This is a genomic window from Actinokineospora sp. NPDC051303 (assembly GCF_055586285.1).
Window position 1 is genome coordinate 1 of record NZ_JBVJIN010000076.1, and the last position, 22,639, is coordinate 22,639.

21 protein-coding genes and 1 pseudogene are annotated in these 22,639 nt (G+C 71.0%); 12 read left to right on the plus strand and 10 right to left on the minus strand.

Translation table 11 applies throughout. The features are described 5' to 3' along the window. Positions 1-142: 142 nt before the first annotated feature. The gene (locus ACZ6SD_RS30950) at positions 143-919 is read right to left on the minus strand and encodes a CbtA family protein (protein ID WP_465320560.1); all 777 of its coding nucleotides are present in this window, start codon (positions 917-919) and stop codon (positions 143-145) included. Next, complete coding sequence (locus ACZ6SD_RS30955; RefSeq protein WP_465320561.1) at positions 910-1,119, minus strand: CbtB domain-containing protein; 210 nt, start codon at positions 1,117-1,119, stop codon at positions 910-912. The genes ACZ6SD_RS30950 and ACZ6SD_RS30955 overlap by 10 nt, the downstream gene beginning before the upstream one ends. Positions 1,120-1,386: 267 nt before the next feature. On the opposite strand from ACZ6SD_RS30955, the gene ACZ6SD_RS30960 reads away from it, so the two are divergent. The 5 genes from ACZ6SD_RS30960 (at position 1,387) to ACZ6SD_RS30980 (ending at position 7,475) form a co-directional block, all read left to right on the plus strand. Further along, positions 1,387-1,995, plus strand: coding sequence for a histidine phosphatase family protein (locus ACZ6SD_RS30960; RefSeq protein ID WP_465320562.1), 609 nt, complete (start codon positions 1,387-1,389; stop codon positions 1,993-1,995). A gap of 206 nt (positions 1,996-2,201) precedes the next feature. After that, on the plus strand, positions 2,202-4,064 hold the full coding sequence (locus tag ACZ6SD_RS30965) for a sensor histidine kinase (RefSeq protein ID WP_465320563.1): 1,863 nt from the start codon (positions 2,202-2,204) through the stop codon (positions 4,062-4,064). Continuing rightward, a complete protein-coding gene (locus ACZ6SD_RS30970; protein ID WP_465320564.1) occupies positions 4,061-4,714 on the plus strand; it encodes a response regulator in 654 nt (217 codons plus the stop codon). The genes ACZ6SD_RS30965 and ACZ6SD_RS30970 overlap by 4 nt, the downstream gene beginning before the upstream one ends. 172 nt (positions 4,715-4,886) lie before the next feature. Beyond that, entirely contained in the window at positions 4,887-6,101 is a 1,215-nt protein-coding gene (locus ACZ6SD_RS30975; RefSeq protein ID WP_465320565.1) for a UDP-N-acetylglucosamine 2-epimerase, read from the plus strand. Positions 6,102-6,125: 24 nt separating this feature from the next. Next, positions 6,126-7,475, plus strand: a complete 1,350-nt coding sequence (locus ACZ6SD_RS30980; protein ID WP_465320566.1) for a GH1 family beta-glucosidase — start codon at positions 6,126-6,128, stop codon at positions 7,473-7,475. On the opposite strand, the gene ACZ6SD_RS30985 is transcribed toward ACZ6SD_RS30980, so the two are convergent. Both ACZ6SD_RS30985 and ACZ6SD_RS30990 read right to left on the minus strand, forming a co-directional pair. Then, positions 7,453-8,466 carry a beta-ketoacyl-ACP synthase 3 gene (locus ACZ6SD_RS30985; RefSeq protein ID WP_465320567.1) on the minus strand — a complete coding sequence of 338 codons (1,014 nt, stop codon included), beginning with the start codon at positions 8,464-8,466 and terminating at the stop codon, positions 7,453-7,455. The two genes, ACZ6SD_RS30980 and ACZ6SD_RS30985, sit on opposite strands and share 23 nt — an antisense overlap. Before the next feature lie 188 nt (positions 8,467-8,654). Then, positions 8,655-8,909: pseudogene (locus ACZ6SD_RS30990) on the minus strand (trypsin-like serine protease); the annotation flags it as partial. A gap of 369 nt (positions 8,910-9,278) precedes the next feature. Here ACZ6SD_RS30990 and ACZ6SD_RS30995 point away from each other — a divergent pair. After that, positions 9,279-9,821 carry a phosphoribosyltransferase family protein gene (locus tag ACZ6SD_RS30995; RefSeq protein WP_465320568.1) on the plus strand — a complete coding sequence of 181 codons (543 nt, stop codon included), beginning with the start codon at positions 9,279-9,281 and terminating at the stop codon, positions 9,819-9,821. Between the two features lie 40 nt (positions 9,822-9,861). Beyond that, on the plus strand, positions 9,862-10,386 hold the full coding sequence (locus ACZ6SD_RS31000) for a GNAT family N-acetyltransferase (protein WP_465320569.1): 525 nt from the start codon (positions 9,862-9,864) through the stop codon (positions 10,384-10,386). Between the two features lie 167 nt (positions 10,387-10,553). Here ACZ6SD_RS31000 and icmF read toward each other — a convergent pair whose 3' ends face one another. Beyond that, positions 10,554-13,787 (minus strand): fused isobutyryl-CoA mutase/GTPase IcmF, encoded by a 3,234-nt coding sequence (icmF, locus tag ACZ6SD_RS31005; RefSeq protein ID WP_465320570.1) that lies wholly within the window; start codon positions 13,785-13,787, stop codon positions 10,554-10,556. 177 nt (positions 13,788-13,964) lie between these two features. Between icmF and paaI the strand changes: the two genes are divergently transcribed. Further along, on the plus strand, positions 13,965-14,330 hold the full coding sequence (gene paaI / locus ACZ6SD_RS31010; protein WP_465320580.1) for a hydroxyphenylacetyl-CoA thioesterase PaaI: 366 nt from the start codon (positions 13,965-13,967) through the stop codon (positions 14,328-14,330). Between the two features lie 24 nt (positions 14,331-14,354). Here the strand turns inward: paaI and ACZ6SD_RS31015 are convergent, their stop codons facing one another. Beyond that, positions 14,355-14,957: a hypothetical protein gene (locus ACZ6SD_RS31015; RefSeq protein ID WP_465320571.1), complete on the minus strand. Its 603-nt coding sequence runs from the start codon at positions 14,955-14,957 to the stop codon at positions 14,355-14,357. A 143-nt stretch (positions 14,958-15,100) separates the two neighbouring features. Here ACZ6SD_RS31015 and ACZ6SD_RS31020 point away from each other — a divergent pair, with 143 nt between their 5' ends. Then, positions 15,101-15,565: a peroxiredoxin gene (locus tag ACZ6SD_RS31020; protein ID WP_465320572.1), complete on the plus strand. Its 465-nt coding sequence runs from the start codon at positions 15,101-15,103 to the stop codon at positions 15,563-15,565. Between the two features lie 55 nt (positions 15,566-15,620). Here the strand turns inward: ACZ6SD_RS31020 and ACZ6SD_RS31025 are convergent, their stop codons facing one another. The 4 genes from ACZ6SD_RS31025 to ACZ6SD_RS31040 form a co-directional block, all read right to left on the minus strand. Beyond that, positions 15,621-16,082 (minus strand): L,D-transpeptidase, encoded by a 462-nt coding sequence (locus ACZ6SD_RS31025; protein WP_465320573.1) that lies wholly within the window; start codon positions 16,080-16,082, stop codon positions 15,621-15,623. A 165-nt stretch (positions 16,083-16,247) separates the two neighbouring features. Continuing rightward, the gene (locus ACZ6SD_RS31030; RefSeq protein WP_465320574.1) at positions 16,248-17,666 is read right to left on the minus strand and encodes a helix-turn-helix transcriptional regulator; all 1,419 of its coding nucleotides are present in this window, start codon (positions 17,664-17,666) and stop codon (positions 16,248-16,250) included. A gap of 93 nt (positions 17,667-17,759) precedes the next feature. Beyond that, positions 17,760-18,896, minus strand: a complete 1,137-nt coding sequence (locus ACZ6SD_RS31035; RefSeq protein WP_465320575.1) for an LCP family protein — start codon at positions 18,894-18,896, stop codon at positions 17,760-17,762. Positions 18,897-19,094: 198 nt separating this feature from the next. Then, positions 19,095-19,796: an alpha/beta hydrolase gene (locus ACZ6SD_RS31040; protein ID WP_465320576.1), complete on the minus strand. Its 702-nt coding sequence runs from the start codon at positions 19,794-19,796 to the stop codon at positions 19,095-19,097. 64 nt (positions 19,797-19,860) lie between these two features. Here ACZ6SD_RS31040 and ACZ6SD_RS31045 point away from each other — a divergent pair, with 64 nt between their 5' ends. Genes ACZ6SD_RS31045 through ACZ6SD_RS31055 form a run of 3 tightly spaced genes read left to right on the plus strand, consistent with a single transcriptional unit; the run spans position 19,861 to position 22,455 of the window. Beyond that, on the plus strand, positions 19,861-20,685 hold the full coding sequence (locus ACZ6SD_RS31045) for an alpha/beta fold hydrolase (protein ID WP_465320577.1): 825 nt from the start codon (positions 19,861-19,863) through the stop codon (positions 20,683-20,685). A 19-nt stretch (positions 20,686-20,704) separates the two neighbouring features. After that, a complete protein-coding gene (locus tag ACZ6SD_RS31050) occupies positions 20,705-21,706 on the plus strand; it encodes a nucleotidyltransferase family protein (RefSeq protein WP_465320578.1) in 1,002 nt (333 codons plus the stop codon). Positions 21,707-21,729: 23 nt separating this feature from the next. Next, a complete protein-coding gene (locus ACZ6SD_RS31055; RefSeq protein WP_465320579.1) occupies positions 21,730-22,455 on the plus strand; it encodes a sugar isomerase domain-containing protein in 726 nt (241 codons plus the stop codon). The last annotated feature ends 184 nt before the right edge of the window (positions 22,456-22,639 follow it).

Sequence of the window (22,639 nt, forward strand, 5' to 3'; positions counted from 1 at the left end):
CCCACCGAAAAACTCAACGAACTCCTGATCAACCACGGTGTCGCACCCACCACCTGAGACCAAGGCCCCGAAGAAACCACTCCACCCCATCGAGCCCACCACAAACGACGGAGGCCGCCCGAAGGCGGCCTCCGCAACCAACTCACGCGCGGGACAACCCCCGCTGCAACAGCACCGCGAACACGATCCCGATCCCCGCCCACAGCACCGCTGAAGTGCCCAGAGAAGCGATCCGAAACTCCCAAAGAACATTCCCAGGGAACCCGGCAGGCACCTCCTGAAACGTGGGCAGCACCTTGGCCACACCGGTCACCACGACCAGATACCCAAGCCCAGCCACCACAGTCGCGCCCCAACCGCCCATGCGCACAACAAGCGCCCGAGCGGCGAAGATCGCACCGACCACAGCGACCAGCGAAATCCCAATCATGCCAAAGAACAACGCGGTCCGGTCACCAATGGTCTCTCCATTGCCTACCGCAGGCGGGTTAGCCGGGTAGGCAAGGAACGGAACCAAAACCACCGCGACGTACCCAAGCCCAGCCAACGCCACGGCGGTAGCCCGTGGCGTCAGCGGACCGATACGCCCGTAGGCGAACGCGAACGCCAGGCTGAACAGCCCGCCCAGGCCGAGACCATAGGCGACCGTGCCGATTCCGAGACCGCCAGTCGACTGGAACGCCCGACTGACTACCTCCTCCTCGGCGGGCTCGTGCGCCGCGCCATGATCATGCCCGGAATCCGAATGCGATGCGCCTGCTTCCTCGATCGAGATGGCCGCGTCCACCGACGGCTCGCCGAACACGTACGCGAAGCCGAAAGCGAGCACGCCGCCGACAAGTCCCGCGAGCAACCCCCACACCAACAGCGACCGAACGGTCAAGGTGGCTGGGGCTGTCGCGTTCTCGGTCAGTGGCACGGGAAACCCAGCAGGTGCCGGGCGTCGTGGACCAGTTCGTGCACGTAGGTGCCCTCGAAGATCGCGAGGGCGCCCTGCTCCGCGCCGACGAAGTACAGCGCCAGCAGGGAGATGATCCCGGCGAAGATCGCGTACGGCAGGATCTGCCGGACGGGGATGCTCACGGGGACGGGGGTGGGGAGTGCGACGGCATGCGTCATGGAACTGCCTCCTCGGGCTTCACGCGGCCCAGTCGGTGGAGCGGACGACGGTGAAGGGTCTGACTTCGGCCCCGGGGTCCCGGGGCCGATCACAGTGGCGCGGCCGTGCCGGAGTCACACCGGCTTCCTTCTACCATCAGGGTCGACTAGGAAACGTATGGGAGTTCGCGTGGCACTGTCAACGCGGCCGTTCGGACGGTGGGATTGCCCGGTGGGCAGGTCAGGGGTGGTCTCGGTGAGCGAGCTTGCGAGCGGACAATCAACACGGTGCGTGAGCGCGCGAGGCTGCCGATCTTGTGCGGTGGCCGGATGAGCGCGCGGCTGATTCTGGTCTGTCACGGGGCGACCGCGGCCACGCGCGCGGCGGCGTTCCCGGCTGACGAGCCGCTTGACGACAACGCCGCCGCTGCCGCGGCCGCCGGACCCGCATTGGGCCAAGTGGACGAAGCGCTGCGCGGCCCGGCGCTCCGGTGCGCGCAGACGGCGGCCGCGCTGGGGCTGTCCGCCGAGCCGGACGAGGGGCTGCGCGACGCCGACTTCGGGCGCTGGCGGGGTCACGCGCTCGACGAGCTGGCCGTGGCCGAGCCGGACGAGTTGACCAAGTGGCTGACCGACCCCAAAGCCGCGCCGCATGGCGGCGAGTCCGTTGTGGACTTGGTGGCCAGGGTCGGCGGCTGGCTGGACGACCGGCCGACCGAATCGCCGCGCACGGTCGCGGTGACCCATCCGGCGGTGGTGAAAGCGGCGCTCATTCACGCTCTCGGCGCCGATCCGTCGGCGTTCTGGCGCATTGACGTCGCACCGCTTTCCCGCACGATTCTGCGTGGCGGACCGGGACGGTGGACTTTGCGGTGGATTGTGTCCGGAATCGCGTGACGCAATTGCGGTAGAGGCCATTCCGGACCGCTTCCCGGCGAGCCGCTCACCAACTAGGCCACCAGAAGGGGACCCGCCCACATCGCGGCATTGCGGTGAGATCCCGCGCACGACCTTGCGCTCGGCGCGGAACGCGAGGACGCTCGACGCACCGATCGGGGCAGGGAAGAGGAAAACCCGCGCGAGCCAGGACACCGGGCGAACACGTGCCGCGGGACTCGACCGAGAAAGCGGTGGACGCCGTGCTGGAGACGGGTGCGGACCAACCGGGCGGCCAGGACGGCAGGCCCGCGGGCGACCCACACGCTCTGCGTCGGAACAATCTGTTCCGCGGCTTGGTCGACCGCGCCGCCGCGGCCGAGGTCTCCCAGGAGCGGATGCGCCACCTGCTCGACGCCGTGGTGTCGGTGGCCAGCGACCTGTCACTGCCCGACGTGCTGCGCCGCATCGTCGCCGCGGGCTGCGAGCTGGCGGGCGCCCGCTACGGCGCGCTCGACACCTTCGGCCAGGACGGCGACCTCGTGGAGTGCGCCCGCGCGGGCGGCACGCTGCCCGCGGCCACGGCGGTGCTGGGCCTGGTGACCGACCGCCCGCTGCGGCTGTCCGCCGACAGCGACCCCGCCGCCCTCGCCGGGCTCACCCAGCCCACCGGCGCCGCCGCGGCCGAGCCGGGGCAAGCAGGCCCGGGGCACGTCGAGCCAGGGCGGATCGGACCGGAGCGGCTCGCGGGGGTGAGCTCGTTTCTCGGCGTGCCGATCCGGGCGCGCGGCGAGGTGTTCGGCAACCTCTACCTGGCCGAGAAGATCGGCGGGCGCGCGTTCACCCAGGAGGACGAGGACGTGGTGGTCGCGCTGGCCGCCGCGGCGGGCATGGCGATCGAGAACGCCCGGCACTACGACCTCAGCCGCAGGCGGGAGCGGTGGCTGCGGGCGACCACCGAGGTCACCGCGGCGTTGCGGACGACCGCGTGCGAGACCGAGGGCCTTGACCTGCTGGTGCGCCGGGCCCGGGAGGCGCCCGCCGCGGTGCTGGCGTTCGTCGCCGGGCCGTCCGGGCCGGGGCACATGCTCGTGCGCGGCGTCGACGGCGTGCTGCGCGACGAGTTGTCCGGCCTGCGGCTGCCGATCGTCGACAGCATCACCGGCGACGTGTTCAGCACCGGCAGGCCCCGGGTGCTCACCGAGGTCGCCAAGGCCAGCCTGATCCGGTCGCTGGCGAACTTCCACCGTCTGCCCCGGGGCATCGACGCGCTCGGGCCCGCCATGTTCGTCCCGATGACCGCGGGCCAGCACACCACCGGCGTGCTGATGGTCGCCCGCGAGCACGGCGCGGCCCGGTTCGATGACGACGACCTGCGGATGATCACCGACTTCGCCACGCACGCCGCCCTCGCCATCGAGTTCGCCGAGGCCCAGCAGGACCGGCAGCGGCTCGCGCTCTACGAGGAACGCGACCGGATCGCCCGCGACCTGCACGACCTGGTGATCCAGCGGCTGTTCGCGATCGGCCTGGGGCTGCACGGCCTCAAGCGCGCGACCGGGCCGGACGCCGCCGAGCGGCTGGCCGGGTTCACCGACGAGATCGATCAGACGATCCGCGAGGTGCGGCGCAGCATCTTCTCCCTCCAGCAGCCCGCGAACGGCCCCTACAGCCTGCGCGGCGAGATCCTGCGCGCGATCTCCGACGCGACGGTCTCGCTGGGGTTCGAGCCGACCGTGCGGCTGGAGGGCCCGCTGGACTCGGTCGTGCCAGCGGACGTGGCGCTCGACCTGATCGCCACGCTGCGCGAGGCGCTGTCGAACGTGGTGCGGCACGCGGGCGCGGGCGGCGTCGCGGTCACCGTGTCGGTCGACCGAGGGGCGACCCGGCTGGGGCTGCTCGTGCGCGACGACGGCCGGGGACTGCCGCCGGGCATCCGACACCGCAGCGGGCTGGCGAACATGGTCCAGCGGGCGCGCCGCTGGCGGGGAGACTGCGAGATCGACTCGCCCGAGCCGGGCGGGACCAGGGTCGACTGGGCGGTGCCGCTGCCCTCGGCCGGGGTGCGAGGCCAGGAGGCGTGTGAATGAGTATTTCCGTGTTCGTGCTCGACGACCATGAGGTTGTGCGCCGCGGGTTGCGCCAGCTTCTTGAGGTCGAGCCGGACATCGACGTGGTGGGCGAGGCGGCCACGGCCGGGCAGGCGCTGGCGCGCATTCCCGCGGTGCGGCCCCAGGTGGCGATCCTCGACGTGCGGCTGCCCGACGGGGAGGGGGTGAGCGTGTGCCGGGAGGTGCGGTCGGTGGTCGAGCCGCCGCCCGCGTGCCTGATGCTCACCTCGTTCTCCGACGACGAGGCCCTGTTCGGGGCGATCATGGCGGGCGCGGCGGGGTACATGCTCAAGCAGGTCAGCGGCGGCGAGTTGGTCTCTGCGGTGCGGACGCTGGCTGGCGGCGGGTCGCTGCTCGACGCCGGGGTCACCGCGACCGTGCTGGAGCGGCTGCGCGCCGGGCGCGTCGAGGACCCGCGCTACAGCAGCCTGAGCCAGCAGGAGCGCAAGATCCTGGACCTGATCGCCGAGGGCATGACCAACCGGCAGATCGCGGGCGCGCTGTACCTGGCCGAGAAGACGGTCAAGAACTACGTCTCCACGCTGCTGCACAAGCTCGGCTTCGACCGGCGCACCGAGGCGGCGGTCTACGCGACCCGATTGCAGAACACCCACCGCGGCAACCCCTGACCGGGTGGCGTGATCGCGCGCGGTCACCCGGGCGCTTATCGGTTTCGGCGTGTCGAAATGTGCGCTGATTCCGCCGGGAGTAACGTCGCGGGAGTCTCGCGCTATACCGCAGTGGACGAGGGAAACCGGGGCCGCGAATCGCTCGCTCCGGTGTCGCGGAGGGGGTGTGGCCGTGCCGAACACCTTGGTCCCCCTGCCCGCCCCGCTCCCGTCCGGTCGCGCGCCCGAGGTCTGTCTCGTCGCCGGGGACGCCGCCGCCGCCGTCAAGCTCGCTCCGCTGGCCACCGCGATGCGCGCCCGGCGGCAGGTGTGGCCGGTCGTGCTCGCCTGCGGCGACGACGCGCCCGCCGCCACCGCGGCGCTGTCCGCTTTCGGTCTGGCCGCGGACATCCTGGTGGAGCTGTCCCGCGACGGCCAGGAGACCCCGCGCGCCGCGGCGCAGTTGCTCGCCGGGCTCGACCACGCCTTCACCGACCGGCGGCCGGACGCGGTGGTGGTGCAGGGCGACTCTGCGACCGCGTTCAGCGCGACCATGGCCGCGTTCTGGCGGCAGATCCCGGTGGTGCACCTCGACGCTGGCGTGCGGTCCTACGACCTCACCGCCCCGTTTCCGCAGGAGGGCCACCGCAAGCTGATCGCCCAGGTGTGCTCGCTGCACCTCGCGGCCACCCCGGACACCGCGGCCAACCTCGCCGACGAGCGCCACACCGGGCCGAAGGTGGTGACGGTGGGCAGCACGGCCGTCGACGCCGGGTTCGAGGCCCTCGACCGGCATGTGCGCCACGCCGACGACCGGGTGCAACTGGTGGAGGACACCGTCGTCGCGGGCCACTGCAGGCTGGTGCTGGTCGTGCTCGACGCGACCCGCTGGCGGCCGGAGACGGCGACGCACGTGCTGCACGGGGTCGCCGACCTGGTGCTGGCGAACCCGGACCTGGAGGTGGTGCTGCCCGTCCCCCGCGACAGCGCGCTGCGCCACCGCGCCTACGACATGCTCGGGCGGCTGGTCCGGGTCACGATCACCGACCCGCTCCCCCAGCCCGAACTGGTCTGCCTGCTGTCGGTGGCCGCGGCGGCGGTGACCGACTCCGACATCCTCGCCGAGCAGGCCCCCAGCTTCGGCGTCCCCACCCTCGTGGTTGGCGGCGAGGTGACCGCCTGGGCCGAGCCGCCGCGCCCCGGCTACCCGTGGACGGCGGGCGCCGACCGCGCGGTCATCGCCCGGATCACCGAGAAGCTGCTGCTCAGCGGCATGGAACTGCGCGCTGCCCCGCCCTCGGACAATCCCTTCGGCGACGGTTTCGCCGCGGCCCGCTGCGAACAGGCCGTGCAGTGGCTGCTTGGCCTGCGCGACCGGCCGCGCGAGTTCGCCCCCGGATCTCCGTAGCCTGTCGACAGGAGGACCCCCACGATGCCGTTCCCGCCGGAGTTCCTGTGGGGTGCGGCGTCGGCCGCCTACCAGGTCGAGGGGGCGGTCACCGAGGGCGGGCGCGGGGTGTCGGTGTGGGACACGTTCTGCGCGGAACCCGGTCGAATCCGGGACGGCGAGTCGGGCGCCGTGGCCGCCGACCACTACCACCGCTACCGGGAAGACGTGGCGCTGCTGCGTGATCTGGGCGTCGGCGCGTACCGGTTCTCGGTGGCGTGGCCGCGGGTCGTGCCGGACGGCACGGTGAACCCCGAGGGGTTGGACTTCTACGACCGGCTCGTGGACGAGTTGTGCGCGGCCGGGATCGCGCCCGCGGTCACCCTGTTCCACTGGGACACTCCGCAACACTTGGAGGACAGCGGGGGCTGGCTCACCCGGGACACCGCTTACCGGTTCGCCGACTACGCATCCGTTGTGGGGCAACGGCTCGGCGACCGGGTGCGGATGTGGATGCCGCTCAACGAGCCGGTCGTGGTGACGATGTTCGGCTACGCGCTGGGCAACCACGCGCCGGGGCGGGAACTCGGGCTGGCCGCGCTGCCGACGGTGCACCACCAGTTGCTCGGCCACGGGCTCGCCGTCGGCGCGCTGCGCGCGGCGGGCTGCTCGAACATCGGCGTGGCCAACCACCACGGCGCGGTGTGGGCCGCTTCGGAGTCCGAAAAGGACACGGCGGCGGCGCGGTCATACGCGACGCTGGTGAACTGGCTGTTCGCCGATCCGGTGCTGCTCGGCCGTTATCCGGCCCCGGAACTCGCCGCGGCGATGCCCGGCCCGGTCGTGGAAGACCTCAAGGTGATCTCGACGCCGCTGGACTGGTACGGGATCAACTATTATCAGCCGACCCTGGTCGGCGCGCCATCGAAGAACGGGGCCAGCCCCGCGGTGGCCGGGCTGCTGCCGCCCAACCTGCCGTTCGAGCCGCGGCCGCTGCACGGGTATCCGACGACCGATTTCGGCTGGCCGGTGGTCCCCGAGGGGCTGCGGGAGACCGTGGCGATGTTCGCCGACCGCTACGGCGACGCGATGGTTCCGTTGTACATCACCGAAAGCGGCTGCTCGTACCATGACCCCGACCCGGTGGACGGGCGCGTGCCCGACCCGGCGCGGATCGCCTACCACGAGGCCCATCTGCGCGCCCTGGAGCAGGCCATCGCGGGCGGCGCGGACGTGCGCGGCTACTTCGTGTGGTCGGCGACCGACAACTTCGAGTGGGCGGCGGGATACCGGGAGCGCTTCGGCCTCGTCCACATCGACTACGCCACGCAGAAACGCACCCCGAAGGACTCCTATCACTGGTACCGGGACTTCATCCGCGACACTGTCCACTGAGGACTTCGGACGACTGTCGGCTCTCCGGCATCCGCACCACCTGGGCCGCGTACGACAGGCCCGCGCCAAAGCCCACCAGCAGCGCCAGCCCGCCCGGCTCCGCGCCCTCGGCGAGCAGCCGGTCCATCGCCATCGGGATCGACGCGGCCGAGGTGTTGCCCGAGGTGACCACATCCCGGGCCACGACCGCGTTCGGCGCGTCGATCTTGCGGGCCAGCGCCTCGACAATGCGGAGGTTGGCCTGGTGCGGCACGATCGCGGCCAGGTCCTTCGGGTCGACGCCCGCGCGCTCGCAGGCCAGCAGGGCGACCGGGTAGATCTCGGTGGTGGCCCACCGGAACACCGCCTGGCCCTGCATCCGCATCAGCCCGCCGTCCGAGATGTGGATCAGCGCGGCGGCGTCGGCCGAGCCGTCGCTGCCCCACACGATCGGGCCGATGCCGGGCTCGTCGGCGGCCTCGATAACCGCCGCCCCGGCCCCGTCGGCGAAGATGATCGACGTGCCCAGGTCGGCCGGGTCGACCCAGACGGACAGCTTCTCCGTCCCCACCACCACCGCCCGCCGCGCCGATCCGGCCCGCACCGCGTCGGCGGCGACCGCGAGGGCGTAGCAGAACCCGGCGCACGCGGCGTTGAGGTCGAAGGCCGCCGCGTCCCACGCCCCCAGCGCCGCGGCGACTCTGGCGGCGTACAGCGGCAGCGGCCCCTTCCCGCTGCACGTCGCCACGACCACCAGGTCGACCCCCGCGGCGTCCCGCCCGGCCTGCGCCAGCGCCTTCTCAGCAGCTAGGACCGCCATCTCCGCCATCGTCTCGTCGGTCGCGAAGCGTCGGGACACAATGCCCGTGCGCTCCTGAACCCAGTCCCCGGTCCGCCCGAAGCAGGCCGCGATCTCCGCGCTCCCGACCATGGCGGGCGGCCGGTAGGACCCGAGGCCGACCAGTCGGGCGCCCGCGACGCCCGCGTCCTGACGCAGTTCCATGACCTTCATTGGGCAATCGTGATGAACTTTGCTAAAGAAACTGTAGTCGGATGATTAATTCGTCATCGAGGGTTGCCAAACCACCACTACCCACGAGGCCCACCCGCGCGCGCTGGAGCAGGCCATCGCGGGCGGCGCGGCTACTTCGAGTGGGTGGCGGGCTCCTGGCACCGGGATCTCATCCGCGGCCCGGCCCGTCAGCCTGCCACGGTGTCGATCCAGTTCCGGAGTTCCGCGACATTGGCGTAAACACCGGGGTGATCCGGGCGGGCGCAGCCGTATCCCCAGGAAACGATCCCCGCCAGACGGCCATTGACGACCAGCGGGCCGCCGGAGTCGCCCTGGCAGGTGTCGCGGCCGGGGAGGGCGGCGCAGACCATCCTGCGCGTGATGGCCGACCCATAGGCCGACTCGCAGTCGGCCCTGCCGACGATGGCGAGGTCGATGGCGTGGAGGTGGGCAGGGACGTGGGCACCTCAGCCGCGCCCGGCAGCAGCGCCCGGCCGAAACCGACCTCGATCCTCGCCGACAGGCACATTTCCGCCCGAGGGCTCGCCTGGGCCGAGGGCGCGGGCGCCTGGGCGAGCACAACACCGGCGACCAGACACAGAACCCGCGTCCCACGCGCCATCCTGACCGAAGCCCCGCGCCACACCATCGCGACCTCCAACACCCCGGCACCGGCCACGTGGAAAGACGACCATCACGAAGCGATCGGACCGATCCGACGCTATCAGCGGCAAATCCGACGCCGACCGAGGTTCACCCGATAAAGTCGGCGCCGAGTACGGCAGCCACTACGTCGCGAGGTGCGCCCAGCCATGCGGGAACTCGTGCGCCACGGCCACTTCGCCTTCGAGTCCGGCCACCACGGCGACACCTGGCTTGACCTCGACCGCCTGATCAGCGACCCGGCCCGCGTCCGCGCCGCGGCCGACGCGTTGGCGGCCCGCCTCGTTCGGTTCGGCGCGGACCTGGTCGTCGGCCCGCTCGACGGCGGCGCGTTCCTCGCGCAGTGGGTCGCCGCCGCGCTCGGCGTCCGGTTCGCCTACACCACCCGCACCGTCGACGCGACCGGCCCGCGCTACGCCGTGCCCGCCGGGCTCGACGTCGAGGGCGCCCGTGCCGTCGTGGTGGACGACGCGATCAACCTCGGGTCGGCGACCGAGGCCACCGTCCGCGCGCTGGCCGACCGGGGCGCGGCGACCGTCGCGCTCGCCAGCGTCTTCGTGTGCGCGCCCACGGGACCGCAGGTCGGTCCCCGGCTGGGCTTGGACCAGATATGGCTCACCGAACTGGAAACCGACGTCTGGCCTTCGTCTGACTGTCCACTGTGTCTCAGCGGCGAGCCGCTGTCGGCCTAAAGGGCGCGCGCGAACCGCGAGCGCGGTGCGACGATGGGGTGTGCTGATTCGACGTGAGAGAAGCGGTGACGAGCGCGCGGTCGCGCACGTGCATGCCGACGCCTTCGCCGCGCTTTACCCTGACAGCCAGCCGGTTGAGCCCGCGCTGGTGGACAGCCTTCGGGCGAGCGATGCCTGGCTGGCACCGCTGTGCCTGGTCGCGGAGGTCGACGGGCTCATCGTCGGTCAGGTGACCGCCTCGCGCGGTTTTCTCCTGCCGAGTGGGCACAGCGCGGTCGCGTTGGGGCCGCTCGGTGTGCGGGAAGAGTATCAGCGCCACGGGGTCGGGAGTGCGCTGATGCACGCTGTGCTCGGCGCGGCCGACGCGCTGGACGAAGCACTGGTCGTCCTTTTGGGACACCCGGAGTACTACCCGCGGTTCGGGTTCCGGCCCGCCGCCGAGTTCGGCATCGAGCCGGAGGTCCCGGACTGGGCGCCCGCGTTCCAAGTCCGCCCACTGACCGCCTACCGGCCCGAGATGCGCGGGACGTTCCGCTACCCGCGGCCGTTCGCCGACCTGGCCTGACGGCCGAGGGGGGGGGGGGGGGGGGGGGGGGGGGGGGGGGGGGGGGGGGGGGGGGGGGGGGGGGGGCTCGGGGAGGGGGGGGTTTTTCCTCCCCCTTCGTCCTTCCCCCACCTCGTCCGCCCCCCCCCCCCCCCCCCTCCCCCCCCCCCCCCCCCCCCCGGCTCCGGTCAGACGTTGCGCCGGTACTGGCCGCCCACCTCGAAAAACGCCTCGGTGATCTGGCCCAGGGTGCAGACCCGGGCGGCGTCCATCAGGACCTCGAACACGTTGCCGTCCGTCGCGGCCACCTCGCGCAGCCGGGCCAGCGCGGCCTCCGCCTCCGCGCGGTGCCGCCGCTGGTACTCCCGGGTCCGCTCGACCTGGGAGCGCTTCTCGTCCTCGGTGGCGCGGGCCAACTCGATCTCGAACACCTCGTCCTCCTCACCCTTGGGCGGCAGGAAGGTGTTGACGCCGATCAAGGGCAGCGAGCCGTCGTGCTTGCGGTGCTCGTAGAGCATCGACTCGTCCTGGATGCGGCCGCGCTGGTAGCCGGTCTCCATCGCGCCCAGCACGCCGCCGCGGTCGGAGATTCGGTCGAACTCGGTGAGCACGGCCTCCTCGACCAGATCGGTCAGCTCGTCGATGACGAACGACCCCTGCAACGGGTTCTCGTTCGCCGACAGGCCCCATTCCTTGTTGATGATGAGCTGGATCGCCATCGCGCGCCGCACCGACGACTCGGTCGGGGTGGTGATCGCCTCGTCGTAAGCGTTGGTGTGCAACGAGTTCGCGTTGTCGTACAGCGCGCACAGGGCCTGCAACGTGGTGCGGATGTCGTTGAAGTTCATCTCCTGCGCGTGCAGCGAGCGGCCCGAGGTCTGCACGTGGTACTTGAGCTTCTGCGACCGCTCGGCCGCGCCGTAGCGCTCCTTCATGGCCACCGCCCAGATCCGGCGGGCGACCCGGCCGATCACCGAGTACTCGGCGTCCATGCCGTTGGAGAAGAAGAACGACAGGTTCGGCGCGAAGTCATCGATGTCCATGCCGCGCGCCAGGTACGACTCCACGTAGGTGAAGCCGTTGGCGAGGGTGAAGGCGAGCTGGCTGATCGGGTTCGCCCCGGCCTCGGCGATGTGGTAGCCGGAAATCGACACCGAGTAGAAGTTGCGGACCTTGTTGCGGATGAACCACTCTTGAATGTCGGCCATCATCCGCAGGCTGAACTCCGTGGAGAAGATGCAGGTGTTCTGCCCTTGGTCTTCCTTGAGAATGTCTGCCTGCACGGTGCCGCGCACGTTGGCCAGCGCCCACGCCGCTAGCTCCGCGTGCTCCTCTGGCGTGGGCTGCCGGTTGTGCTCCACGACAAAGGCGTCGACGCGCTGGTCGATCGCGGTGTTGAGGAAGTACGCCAGGATCGTAGGCGCGGGGCCGTTGATGGTCATCGACACCGACGTGGTGGGCGCGGTCAGGTCGAAACCGTCGTAGAGCGCCTTCATGTCGTCCAGCGAGGCGATGGACACCCCGGACGTGCCGATCTTGCCGTAGACGTCCGGCGGGGTGTCCGGGTCGCGGCCGTAGAGGGTCACCGAGTCGAACGCGGTGGACAGCCGGGTCGCCGGGTTGCCCTCGGACAGCAGCTTGAACCGGCGGTTGGTGCGGAACGCGTCGCCCTCGCCCGCGAACATCCGGGCCGGGTCCTCGCCCTCGCGCTTGAACGGGAACACCCCGGCGGTGAACGGGAACCGGCCGGGCAGGTTTTCCTTGCGCAGGAATCGAAGCAGCGTGGCGTCGTCATCGAAGCGCGGCAGCGCGACGCGGGGAACCCGGCTGCCGGACAGGGTGGCCCGCCAGAGCTGGGTGTGCAACTCCTTGTCCCGCACCTTCACCACGAGTTCGTCGGCGCGGTACTGCTCGGCCGTGGCGGGCCACTGGGCGAGCAGGTCGGCGGTGTCGCGCTCCACCCGGCGCTCGGCTTCCGCGACCAGCCGCTCAATGTCCTCTGTGGACGATCCGGCGGCGCTCAGCGCGTCCCGGGCGGTGGCCAGCGCCGCCCGCTCGCGCACGGCCGCGACCTGCTCGTCGGTCTCGCGGTGGTACGCGCGCACGGTCTCGGCGATCTCGGACAGGTAGCGGACCCGCTGCGGCGGCACGACCGTCGCGGCCGAAGTGGACACTCGCCCCTCGACGCGCGGCAGCACGCCCTCGGCGAACGGGACGCCCTTGTCCGCGAGCAGCCCGCGCAGCTCCTGGTAGAGCGCGGTGACGCCGTCGTCGTTGAACGTGGCCGCGCTGGTGCCGAAGACCGGCATGTCCTCCCAGGACTTCCCGAACGCCTCGCGGTTGCGGACAAGCTGGCGGGCGACGTCGCGGCGGGCGTCCTCGGCCCCGCGCCGCTCGAACTTGTTGATCGCCACCACATCGGCGAAGTCGAGCATGTCGATCTTCTCCAGCTGCGAGGCAGCGCCGAACTCCGGGGTCATCACATACAGCGAGGTGTCCACGAACGGCACGATCGCCGCGTCGCCCTGGCCGATGCCCGGGGTCTCCACGATCACCAGGTCGTTGCCCGCCGCCTTGCACGCCGCGATGACCTCGGCCAGCCCGTCGGGCACCTCCGAGCCCGCGCCCCGGGTGGCCAGCGAGCGGAAGAAGACCGCCTGCCCGTCGAGGGAGTTCATCCGAATCCGGTCGCCGAGCAGCGCGCCGCCGCCCCGGCGCCGGGTCGGGTCGACGGCGATGACCGCCACCCGCAGCTTGTCCTGCTGGTCCACGCGCAGCCTGCGCACCAGCTCGTCGGTCAGCGACGACTTGCCCGACCCGCCGGTGCCCGTGATGCCCAGCACGGGCACCACCCGGTCGACCCCGGCGATCGCGTCGCGGACCTCGTCGGACAGCGTGCCCGCCTCGATCTGGGTGATGGTCCGCGCCAGCGCGGCGTGGTCGCCCGCCAGCAGCGCGTCCCTGGCCGCGGGCGCGGCCTCGGCCGGGTCGATGTCGCACGCCTCGATCATCGAGTTGATCATCTTGGCGAGGCCGAGGGTCTGGCCGTCCTCCGGGGAGAAGATCCGCGCCACGCCGCGCGAGTGCAGCAGCTTGATCTCGTCGGGGACGATGACGCCGCCACCGCCGCCGAACACCTTGACGTGGCCCGCGCCGTGCTCGGCCAGCAGCTCCACCAGGTAGCTGAAGTACTCGACGTGCCCGCCCTGGTAGGCGCTGATCGCCACACCCTGCACGTCCTCCTGGATGGCGGCGGTGACGACCTCGCGGACCGAGCGGTTGTGCCCGAGGTGGATCACCTCCGCACCCTGGGATTGCAGGATGCGGCGCATGATGTTGATCGCCGCGTCATGTCCGTCGAACAGGCTGGCCGCGGTGACGAACCGGACCGGGTGCGCCGGTCGGTGCAACTCTGCGGACATCGGTGGCCTCCGTGGGGGCGCGGTCGGGCCGATCGGCTGCATCGGCGACAAGAAATAGTCTTACTTCCTACTATCGGATGTGCAAGCACCCGATGGTCGGCCAGTCCAGGCCACCCGCCTACGATGGCCGTGACGACCGTATCGAGGTGGGTCATGACCCCGGAACCCGTAGCCAGGATGATGACGGACGACACAGCGTCCTCGGCCCTGGGAATCGCGCTGGTCACGGCTGGGGTCGGACACGCCGAAGTGCGCATGACGGTCACCGAAACAATGGTCAACGGGCACGGCATCGGCCACGGCGGGTACGTGTTCCTGCTCGCCGACACCGCGTTCGCCTGCGCGTGCAACAGCCACGGCCCGGTCACCGTCGCCGCGGGCGCGGACATCACCTTCGTCGCCGCCGTCCACCTGGGCGACGTGCTGGTCGCCCGCGCCACCGAGCGCACCCGCTACGGCCGCAACGGCGTCTACGACGTGACGGTCTTCCGGGACGACCAGGTCGTCGCCGAGTTCCGCGGCCGCAGCCGCACGGTCGGCTGACCGGCTCCCGTCGCCGAGGCCCGTCTACCCGCTGACCAGCAGAAACACCGCGCCGCCGACCGCTGGGCCGAGCAGCACGCCCACCAGCACCTGCGCCGCGGTGTGGTCGCCCAGCACGACCCGCGACCAGCAGACCAGCGCCAGGGGCGCCAGCAGCGCCAGCGCCCACCAGCCGTAGAGCAGGGCCGTCATCGCCACCGCTCCCCCGGCCACCGCCGCGTGCAGCGACACCTTCCACGAGCGGGTCACCGCGATGCACACCACCAGCGTCGCGAACATCGACAGCGACAGCGCAAGCACAGCGCGCGGCGCCTCGCCGAGAACAAGGATCGCGATGCCTACCGCGGTGGAGGCGAGGCCGACAGTGAGCGGTAAGAGGCGGTGCTCGCGGTCGCGGACGTGGTGGGTGTCCCACCGGCCCTGGCGGGCGCCGCGCACGATGAACACCATCGGCAGGACGCTGGAGAACAGCGCGACCTCAAGCCCCCACAGCACGGTCATGCCCAGGTCGTGGCCGGTGGCCGACCAGGCCACGGCGAGCGGCAGGACCAGCACGACGACCGCAGGCGAGAACACCTCGCTCGCCACCCGCGCGAGGCGGCTCCCGGTCGTCGCCAGCACATCCACGCCGCCGATGATTCCACCTCGCGCCGCCCGGGAACCACCCTTTCGGCGAACCGGCCCCCCGACCGCCAGCGCTCCCCGAGCCTCTGGTGGGGTTTGTGCCTGATCGCGTGCCGGTTCCGCCCACCGACCGAGGGAGTGCCCTGATGAAGCCCGGAGACCTCGCGCCGAACTTCACCCTGCCGGACCAGACCGGGAAGGAGCGCGCCCTGCGGGAGTTCCTGGACACCGGCCCGGTCGTGCTGTTCTTCTACCCGGCCGCGATGACCCCGGGCTGCACCGCGGAAAGCTGCCACTTTCGCGACCTGGCCGCCGAGTTTGCCGAGGTCGGCGCGCACCGGGTCGGCATCAGCCCGGACCAGGTCGACAAGCAGGCCAAGTTCGCCACGGTCAACGCCTTCGACTACCCGCTGCTGTCCGACCCGGACGGCGCGGTCGCCACCGCGTTCGGCGTGCGCCGCCGGTTCGGGCCGCTGCTGACCAAGCGCAAGACCTTCGTCATCGACACCGACGGCGCCATCCTCGAAGCGATCAAGAGCGAGTTCCGCTTCACCGTGCACGCCGACAAGGCGCTGGAAGTCCTGCGCAACCGCGAGAATCCCGCGGCCTGACCGCGCGACGACGGGGCCGCCACCGTGCGTGGTGGCGGCCCCGTCGCGCGTGCCGTTAGGGGACGACTTCGACGACGTCGCCGGGGGTCAACCCGTCGAAGAACGCCCTGGCCGCTTCCGGCGAGAGGTGCACGCACCCGTGCGACTGCTCTTGCAGGCTGCCCTCGTGGAAGGCGATCCCGCTGGTGGTGAAGAACACCGAATACGGCATCGGCGCGTCGTACGCCTTGCTCCAGTGGTCGATGTCCTTGTACGTCACCGAAAACGTCCCGGGCGGCGTCTCGTAGCCCGGTTTGCCGGTGGTGATCGGCACGGCCCCGTAGGTCACCGCCCCGTTGTCCATCAACCAGGCCGCGTTGTCACTCAGGTCGATACAGGCGGCTGCCCGCGGCCCGCATGGCGCCGCTGCTTGCGCGCTCGCGGCCGGGGCCGCGAGGACCCCACCCGCTCCGATCATCGCCGCCACAGCGATGGCTCCCCTGGCGACGACTCCGGTGGCGATGCGCGGCGTGCCCATCGGTAAACCTCCCATCCGCCCGCCGAAGCGGGCTCGTGTTTGGTGCTCCTCTGGCACTGATGACCTACCCCAAGATCGCCAGGACGTAACGGACAGTTGATTCGACCTTCTCGAAAGTGCTGGTAGCACCCGAAAATCGGGCGACGTGCCACGCGACAAACTCGCTCAGTCATCAGCCAGGAGCCTGCGCCGGTCACGCCAGGCCAACCGCAGCAGCGTCACCGCGCTCGACGACAACCTCGGCTCCAACCGGTCGATCGCCTCGTCGGTGAACGGCACGTCCCGCCGACCGACAAACCGCCCCTCGTCGTTGGCCCCCACCCGGCGGGCGAAGATCCGGTCGAACACCGCGCCATCGAACACCGCGACCGTCAACTGGCCCACCCCCAGTTCGAGCGGTTCGATCACCAAGCCGTAGTGCCAGAGCCGCAACCGCCCCTGCTCCCGAGCCATGGTGAAGTCCCGGAACGGCTCATCGACGGCGTAGTCGATCGGTCGCGCCGCGCTGCCGTCGTGCTCGGGGTTGCCGAGGAACTCCTCCGAGAACTCCCGCATGATGTTGTGCCACAAAGAGAAATCGTGGGCCACGTGGGCAGGGTCCGCGGAGGACGGTTGAAACTCTCCCGCGGGCGCGACATGACACAGCCCGCCACCGTCCGCCACTTTCCCACCGTCACGCTCGTGCAGAACGAAAGTGTGCTCACCACGGCGATCGCGACGAATGGCAAGCGTGGAAATACCGGGCGACATGAGCAGCCGTTCGGGATCGAAGGGATCACCGATAGCCCGCCGCAACGGAAGGTCGCCCCAGTCAGGCAGGTCCCCGTCCGACCGCAGCCACGCCGCTTTCAACTCGTGGGCGATGGCCTGTTTCACGTCATACACCGCGAAGAATGTAGTAAGCCCGAAGGACAGTGTGAACCCACCAGCGCTGGTGACACCAGTCAGGCGAAAGCTCGGCCGGTTTTCCAGCAGGCGCGGACGCACGAGGTCGCGAACCGCCCTGCTGTAGCCAAGATAGCGCTCTCCCCGGTCGGTCAGCGGCAGCACGTGGTCAGTAGGCAAAGCGGGCGGCACCGGAGCCTCAGCCCAGCACAGGCGAACCGCGCCGAGATCGACCGGCTCGTCCAACAGCCACCCGGCGCCGGTCAGGACATGCCCGCCCGGAGCACGGAGGGAACGCGGGTAAAGCCACGCGGCCAGCTCACTCAGTTCCCGCCCGCGCACGCCCGGCGCTTTCCGCACGGTGAGCCAGTCCTGCTGACTCCGCCGCACATGATCGAGAATCCCATCGCCGGAATCGACGGACTCGATCTCCGGACGAACCGCGCCCATCGCCACGACTTCGCGTTGCGCTTGAGGGTTCTTGATAACCGTGGTCCCCTCAGCCAACAGGTTGAGGAGGTCGCGTCGGTTGACAGGCAGCAGTTTCCCCAATTTCGGCCACAGGAACGGCAACGGTTCCCCTTGGCCTGCCTCCCACCGGATAATGGTTGTGCGGTCGACATTCAGGGCCTCGGCGAGGCCCTCCTGGGTGTATCCCGCAGCCTTTCTTATTCGCGCCAACTGCGCTCGCTTGGCCATGCGTTCTCCGTCCCAGCGCCGTCACTGAAAGTGACGATAGCAAAGCCGAACGCCGCCCCCGGGCTGGGAGCGGCGTTCGGCGGCGGTCGAGAGCTAGGCCGGTGGGCCGACGATCACGTCGGCGGGGACCTCAGCGTCGGTGCGCAGGGCCTCGAACAGCCTCTTGGACTTCGCGGCGTCCCACAAGATCACCGAGCCGACGCCGCGGACGCTTTTGCTGCCGCCCATGGGAACCGTGGTGGTGGTGAGGCCGCCGTCGCCCGCCGCGCCCATCGCAAAAGCGAGGCTGGGCAGGTTGTGCAGGTGGTCGCCCTCGTCCACGGTGACCGCGTCCGGGGCGGCGGAGAGCAGCGGGAACAGGCGGAACGGGTTGAGCAGCGTGCCCGGGTTGGTGGCCTTGTCGGTCAGCGCGCCGATGAACTCGCGCTGGCGGATCACCCGGTCCAGGTCGGCGCGCGGGCCCACGCGGGTGCGGACGTAGCCCAGCGCCGCGGCGCCGTCGAGTTCCTGGCAGCCCGCGGGCAGGTTGATTCCCGCCAGCGGGTCATCGATCGGGTTGGGCAGGCACATGTCGACCCCGCCCACGGCGTCGACCACGTCGGCGAAGCCGCCGAAGCCGATCTCGACGTAGTGATCGAGCCGCAGGCCGGTGTTCAACTCCACGGTCTTGGCCAGCAGTTGCGCGCCGCCGAAGGCGTAGGCGGCGTTGAGCTTGTTTTTGCCCTTGCCCGGAATGTCCACATAGGAGTCACGCAGCAGCGAGACCAGCGTAGGCTTGGTCGCGTTGTCCGGGATGTGCATGAGCATGATGGTGTCGGTGCGCTGGCCCTTGGCGTCGCCGGTGGCCAGCCGCTCCTCGTCTTCCACGGACAGGTCCGCGCGGCTGTCGGAGCCGACGATGAGCCAGTTCGCGCCCGCACCCGCTGCGGGCCTGCCCTCGTAGTCGCCGAGCGCCGCGACCCGCTTGAGCGAGGACTCCAGGTAGATCCACAGCCCGGCGACCAGCGCCACGATGACAAGCAGCACGATGAGCGCGATCCGCCCGAACCGCTTTTTGCGGCGCGGCGGCCGCTGACCGAACCCCTGCGGCGGCGGGCCGCCGGGACCGCGCCCCGGCGGGGGCGGCGGGCGACGCTGGTCGTACTGCTGCTGCCGCTGGGGAACCTGGGGCCGCTCCATCCGACGGGTGGGGCGGTAGCCCGGCGATCCGGGATTGTGTCCGTAGCTCATCGGAGTCCACCAACTTCGCGCGTCACGAACACCGTTTTCCTCTCCCGTGGGATTCTCCCACTTCTCCTGTGAAGACGCGGGACGACGCCCTAGGTTGCCGCGTCCCGCGCACACGGTAGGGGGCGGGCCGGTCAGATGATCACTCGCCCCGGCCGCTGGCACCTCGTGGTCTTGTCCTCTATGGACAACCGCCATCCGCTAGAGCGGAACCCGTAACCCGTCCGGCGCGGGCCGCCCGAGAGCGTCGGTGATGACAGGATCGATCGGCCGGGTGTCGAGGACGCCGAGAACGAAACCGGTCACCAGCCGGGTCCACTTGTCGGCCTTGCGCAGCATCGCGTGGCGCTCGCCGGGCACGTCGAAGCGCGCCACCCGGTCGGTGACGGCCTTCGCGCGGCGGGCGAAGCCGTAGGACTGCTCGGGGTCGGTCGTCTGGTCGAGCAGGCCGTGCGCGATCAGGACGGTCCGGCCCGCGAGGTGCTCGACCGGATCGTGCGGCTTGGTCCACGGGGCCAGCGCGCACACCGCGACCACCGACTCGTCCCCGGCGACGCGCAGCGCGACCCGCCCGCCCATGGAGTGCCCGACCAGCACGACCGGCACGTCGCCGTGCGCGCGGCGGACTTCCGCCAGCGCCCACCGGGCGTCGGCCACCGCGTCGTGGTCGGGCCCGTTCCAGCCGCGGTAGCGGTTGCGCAGCAGCCACACCGCGATCCCCTGGCCTGCGCCTTTGCGCGCGATGTCCCAGGCGAACGGCACCATCCGCAGATAGGCGAGTTGACGGCGGGTCACCCGCTCCCGGCTGCGCTCACGGCCGCCGTGCAGCACGAGCACCACCGCCCGGACGTCCGCGCGCGGGCCGTAGACCCTGATCCCCGGCGTGGGCTCGGTCTGGTTCACGCCGCCATCCTCGCGCACCGCCAGGGCGCGGTCGGGTGTCGGTGGCCCTCGGTAGCCTGCCCGCGTGACCGACCACATCCAGATCACGACCGCCGCGGGCGTCTTCGACGCGCTCAGCGCGGGCTCCCCCGGCGACCCGCCGGTGCTGCTGCTGCACGGGTTCCCGCAGGCGGCGATCGCGTGGGAGCACCAGGTCGCGGTGCTCGGTCACGCCGGGCTGCACGCGGTCGCGGTCGACCAGCGCGGCTACTCCCCCGCCGTGCGCCCGACCGAGGTGGTCGACTACCAGGTGGACGAGCTGGTCGGCGACGTGCTGGCCGTCGCGGACGCGCTCGGCTGGGCGGAGTTCGACCTGGTCGGCCACGACTGGGGCGCGATCGTGGGCTGGCACACCGCCGCGGCGCACCCGGGGCGGCTGCGGACGCTCACGGCTGTGTCCGCCCCGCACCCCGCCGCGATGGCCGCCGCGCTCCGCGAGGACGAGGAGCAGCAACTGCGGTCGCAGCACCTCTCCCTGCTCAAGGAGCGCACCGCCGAGCGGCGACTGCTGGCCGACGACGCCGCGGCCCTGCGCCGGATCTTCGACTGGAAGATCCCGCCGTCGGCGGTGGCGGAGTACGTCGGCAGGCTCACCGAGCCCGGCGCGCTCACCGCGGCGCTCAACTGGTTCCGCGCGACCCGGTGGAACGTCCTGCCCGACCCGGTGCCGACGCCGACGATGCACGTGTGGGGCACCGAGGACCCCGCCATCGGCTCGACGGCGGCCCTGAGCTGCGGAAAGTGGGTGACCGGGCCGTACCGGTTCGAGATGGTCGAGGACGCGTCGCACTGGCTCCCCGAGGAAGCCCCCGACCTCGTGACGGGTCTGCTACTCGATCATCTGCGGTAGTCGCATCTAGGCTCTGTACATGGCGGCCTCCAGCGTGGCGGGCCTGCTCCTCGCCGCGGGCGGGGGCAGGCGGTTCGGCATGCCGAAGGCCCTGGCCCCGTATCGCGGCGGCCTGCTGGTCGAGCACGCCCTGGCGACACTCATCGAAGCGGGCTGCGCGCCGGTGGTCGTAGTGCTGGGCGCGGGCGCGCACGAGGCGCCCCCGCTGCCCGCGACAGTCGTGATCAACCCTGACTGGGCCTCCGGCATGGGTTCGTCGCTGCGGGTCGGCCTGGCCGCGCTGGGCGCGCCTAACGTGCCCGAATTGCCTACGACGGTGGTGGTCAAGTCCCCCGGCCTGGAGTCCCCGCTACAGGTCGATCCAGCGACGCCGGGCGTCCTGCCCGAATCACCCACGGCGACCAACCCCAACCGGACCTATGACACCGAACCCGCACCGCAGGACGGCACAGCCGCACCAGGTGCGAGCGACATACCCGAATCACCCAGCACAGCGACCAACCCCGACCGGGCCAACGGCACCGGGCCCGCACCACAGGTCGGCACGGCCGCACCAGGTGCGGGCGACATACCCGAATCACCCACCACGGCGACCGACCCCGACCGGGCCTATGGCACCGGGCCCGCACCGCGGGTCGGCACGGCCGCACCAGGTGCGAGCGACATACCCGAATCACCTAGCACAGCGACCGGCTCCGACTGGGTCTCTGGCATCGGAGCGTCGCGGCTGGGGGCGGCCGAGGCCGTCATCGTGCTGCCGGTGGACACCCCTGGTGTGACCGCGGCGGCCGTCCGCAGACTCGCCGCCCTGGCGACACCCGACGCGTTGGCGCGGGCCACCTACGCGGGTGTTCCCGGGCACCCTGTCCTCATCGGCCGCGCGCACTGGGCGGGCGTGGCCGCCGCCGCGCGCGGCGACACCGGCGCCCGGCCCTACCTGGCCCGCCACCCCGTGGCCGACGTCCCCTGCGACGACATCGCCGAGGGCGCCGACGCCGACCGACCGGAAGACCTGCGCTGACCCACCACACGCAAGGAGGCACCATGCCCGAAGACGCCTACGGCGACCAGGTCCTGGCCCATCTCGCCGAGGTGGGCGACCACAACGCCGACGCCCTCGACGACGTGTCCGACCTCATCCTGGCCTGCGTCCGGGCCGACGGCCTTGTGCTGACCGCGGGAGCCGGGCACTCACTGGCCGCGGTCGCGGAGACATTCTTCCGAGCCGGTGGCCTGGCGTGCGTGCGCCCCCTGTTCACCGAAGAACTCCAGGTCTTCGGCGGCGCACGACGGGCAACAGAAGCGGAACGGCGGCCGGGGCTGGCCCGGTCGGTGTTCAAGATGGTCCCGTTGTCGGGACATGAGGTGCTAGTGATCTTCTCCAACTCGGGGATCAATCACTATCCGGTGGAATTGGCGGTGACGGCACTGGAGTCCGGGTGCCCGGTGGTGGCGGTGACCTCCACTTCGGCTTCCGCGGAGGCTCCGGCGCGGGCTGGGACGAAGCTGGCGGTGAATGCGACGATCGTTCTGGACACGTTGACCGGACCTGGGGATGTGAGTTATCCGGCTGAGGAGCCGGTCACCTCGTCACTGTCCACTTTGAGCACTGTGTATCTGTGGAATCAGGTGTTGGCCCGGGTGTTCGACAAGGCCACGGCGGATGGGTATCCGCTTCCGTTGTGGCGTAGCTCCAATGTGGAGGGTGGGGACGCCGCTAACGCCGCTCTCCTGGAGAAGTATGGTGATCGGATTCCGCAGTTGGGGTGATGCTGGTTGCTTGCTGCCTGTGGGGTGGAGCGGGTTCCTGGGGTGGCTGACTCTGGTCTGCTCGATGGGGTGGAGTGGTTTCTTTGGGGCCTTGGTCTCAAGTGATCGGTGCGACACCGTGGTTGATCAGGAGTTCGTTGAGTTTTTCGGTGGGGGTGGCCCAGTCCAGGGTCATGCGGGGGCG

Coding starts and splice junctions, on each gene's coding strand:
- ACZ6SD_RS31050 (WP_465320578.1), top strand. CDS start 20,705: ATGGCGGCCTCCAGCGTGGCGGGCCTGCTCCTCGCCGCGGGCGGGGGC.
- paaI (WP_465320580.1), top strand. CDS start 13,965: ATGATGACGGACGACACAGCGTCCTCGGCCCTGGGAATCGCGCTGGTC.
- ACZ6SD_RS31035 (WP_465320575.1), bottom strand. CDS start 18,896: ATGAGCTACGGACACAATCCCGGATCGCCGGGCTACCGCCCCACCCGT.
- ACZ6SD_RS30995 (WP_465320568.1), top strand. CDS start 9,279: ATGCGGGAACTCGTGCGCCACGGCCACTTCGCCTTCGAGTCCGGCCAC.
- ACZ6SD_RS31020 (WP_465320572.1), top strand. CDS start 15,101: ATGAAGCCCGGAGACCTCGCGCCGAACTTCACCCTGCCGGACCAGACC.
- ACZ6SD_RS30970 (WP_465320564.1), top strand. CDS start 4,061: ATGAGTATTTCCGTGTTCGTGCTCGACGACCATGAGGTTGTGCGCCGC.
- ACZ6SD_RS30985 (WP_465320567.1), bottom strand. CDS start 8,466: ATGAAGGTCATGGAACTGCGTCAGGACGCGGGCGTCGCGGGCGCCCGA.
- ACZ6SD_RS31030 (WP_465320574.1), bottom strand. CDS start 17,666: ATGGCCAAGCGAGCGCAGTTGGCGCGAATAAGAAAGGCTGCGGGATAC.
- ACZ6SD_RS30980 (WP_465320566.1), top strand. CDS start 6,126: ATGCCGTTCCCGCCGGAGTTCCTGTGGGGTGCGGCGTCGGCCGCCTAC.
- icmF (WP_465320570.1), bottom strand. CDS start 13,787: ATGTCCGCAGAGTTGCACCGACCGGCGCACCCGGTCCGGTTCGTCACC.
- ACZ6SD_RS30955 (WP_465320561.1), bottom strand. CDS start 1,119: ATGACGCATGCCGTCGCACTCCCCACCCCCGTCCCCGTGAGCATCCCC.
- ACZ6SD_RS31025 (WP_465320573.1), bottom strand. CDS start 16,082: ATGGGCACGCCGCGCATCGCCACCGGAGTCGTCGCCAGGGGAGCCATC.
- ACZ6SD_RS31055 (WP_465320579.1), top strand. CDS start 21,730: ATGCCCGAAGACGCCTACGGCGACCAGGTCCTGGCCCATCTCGCCGAG.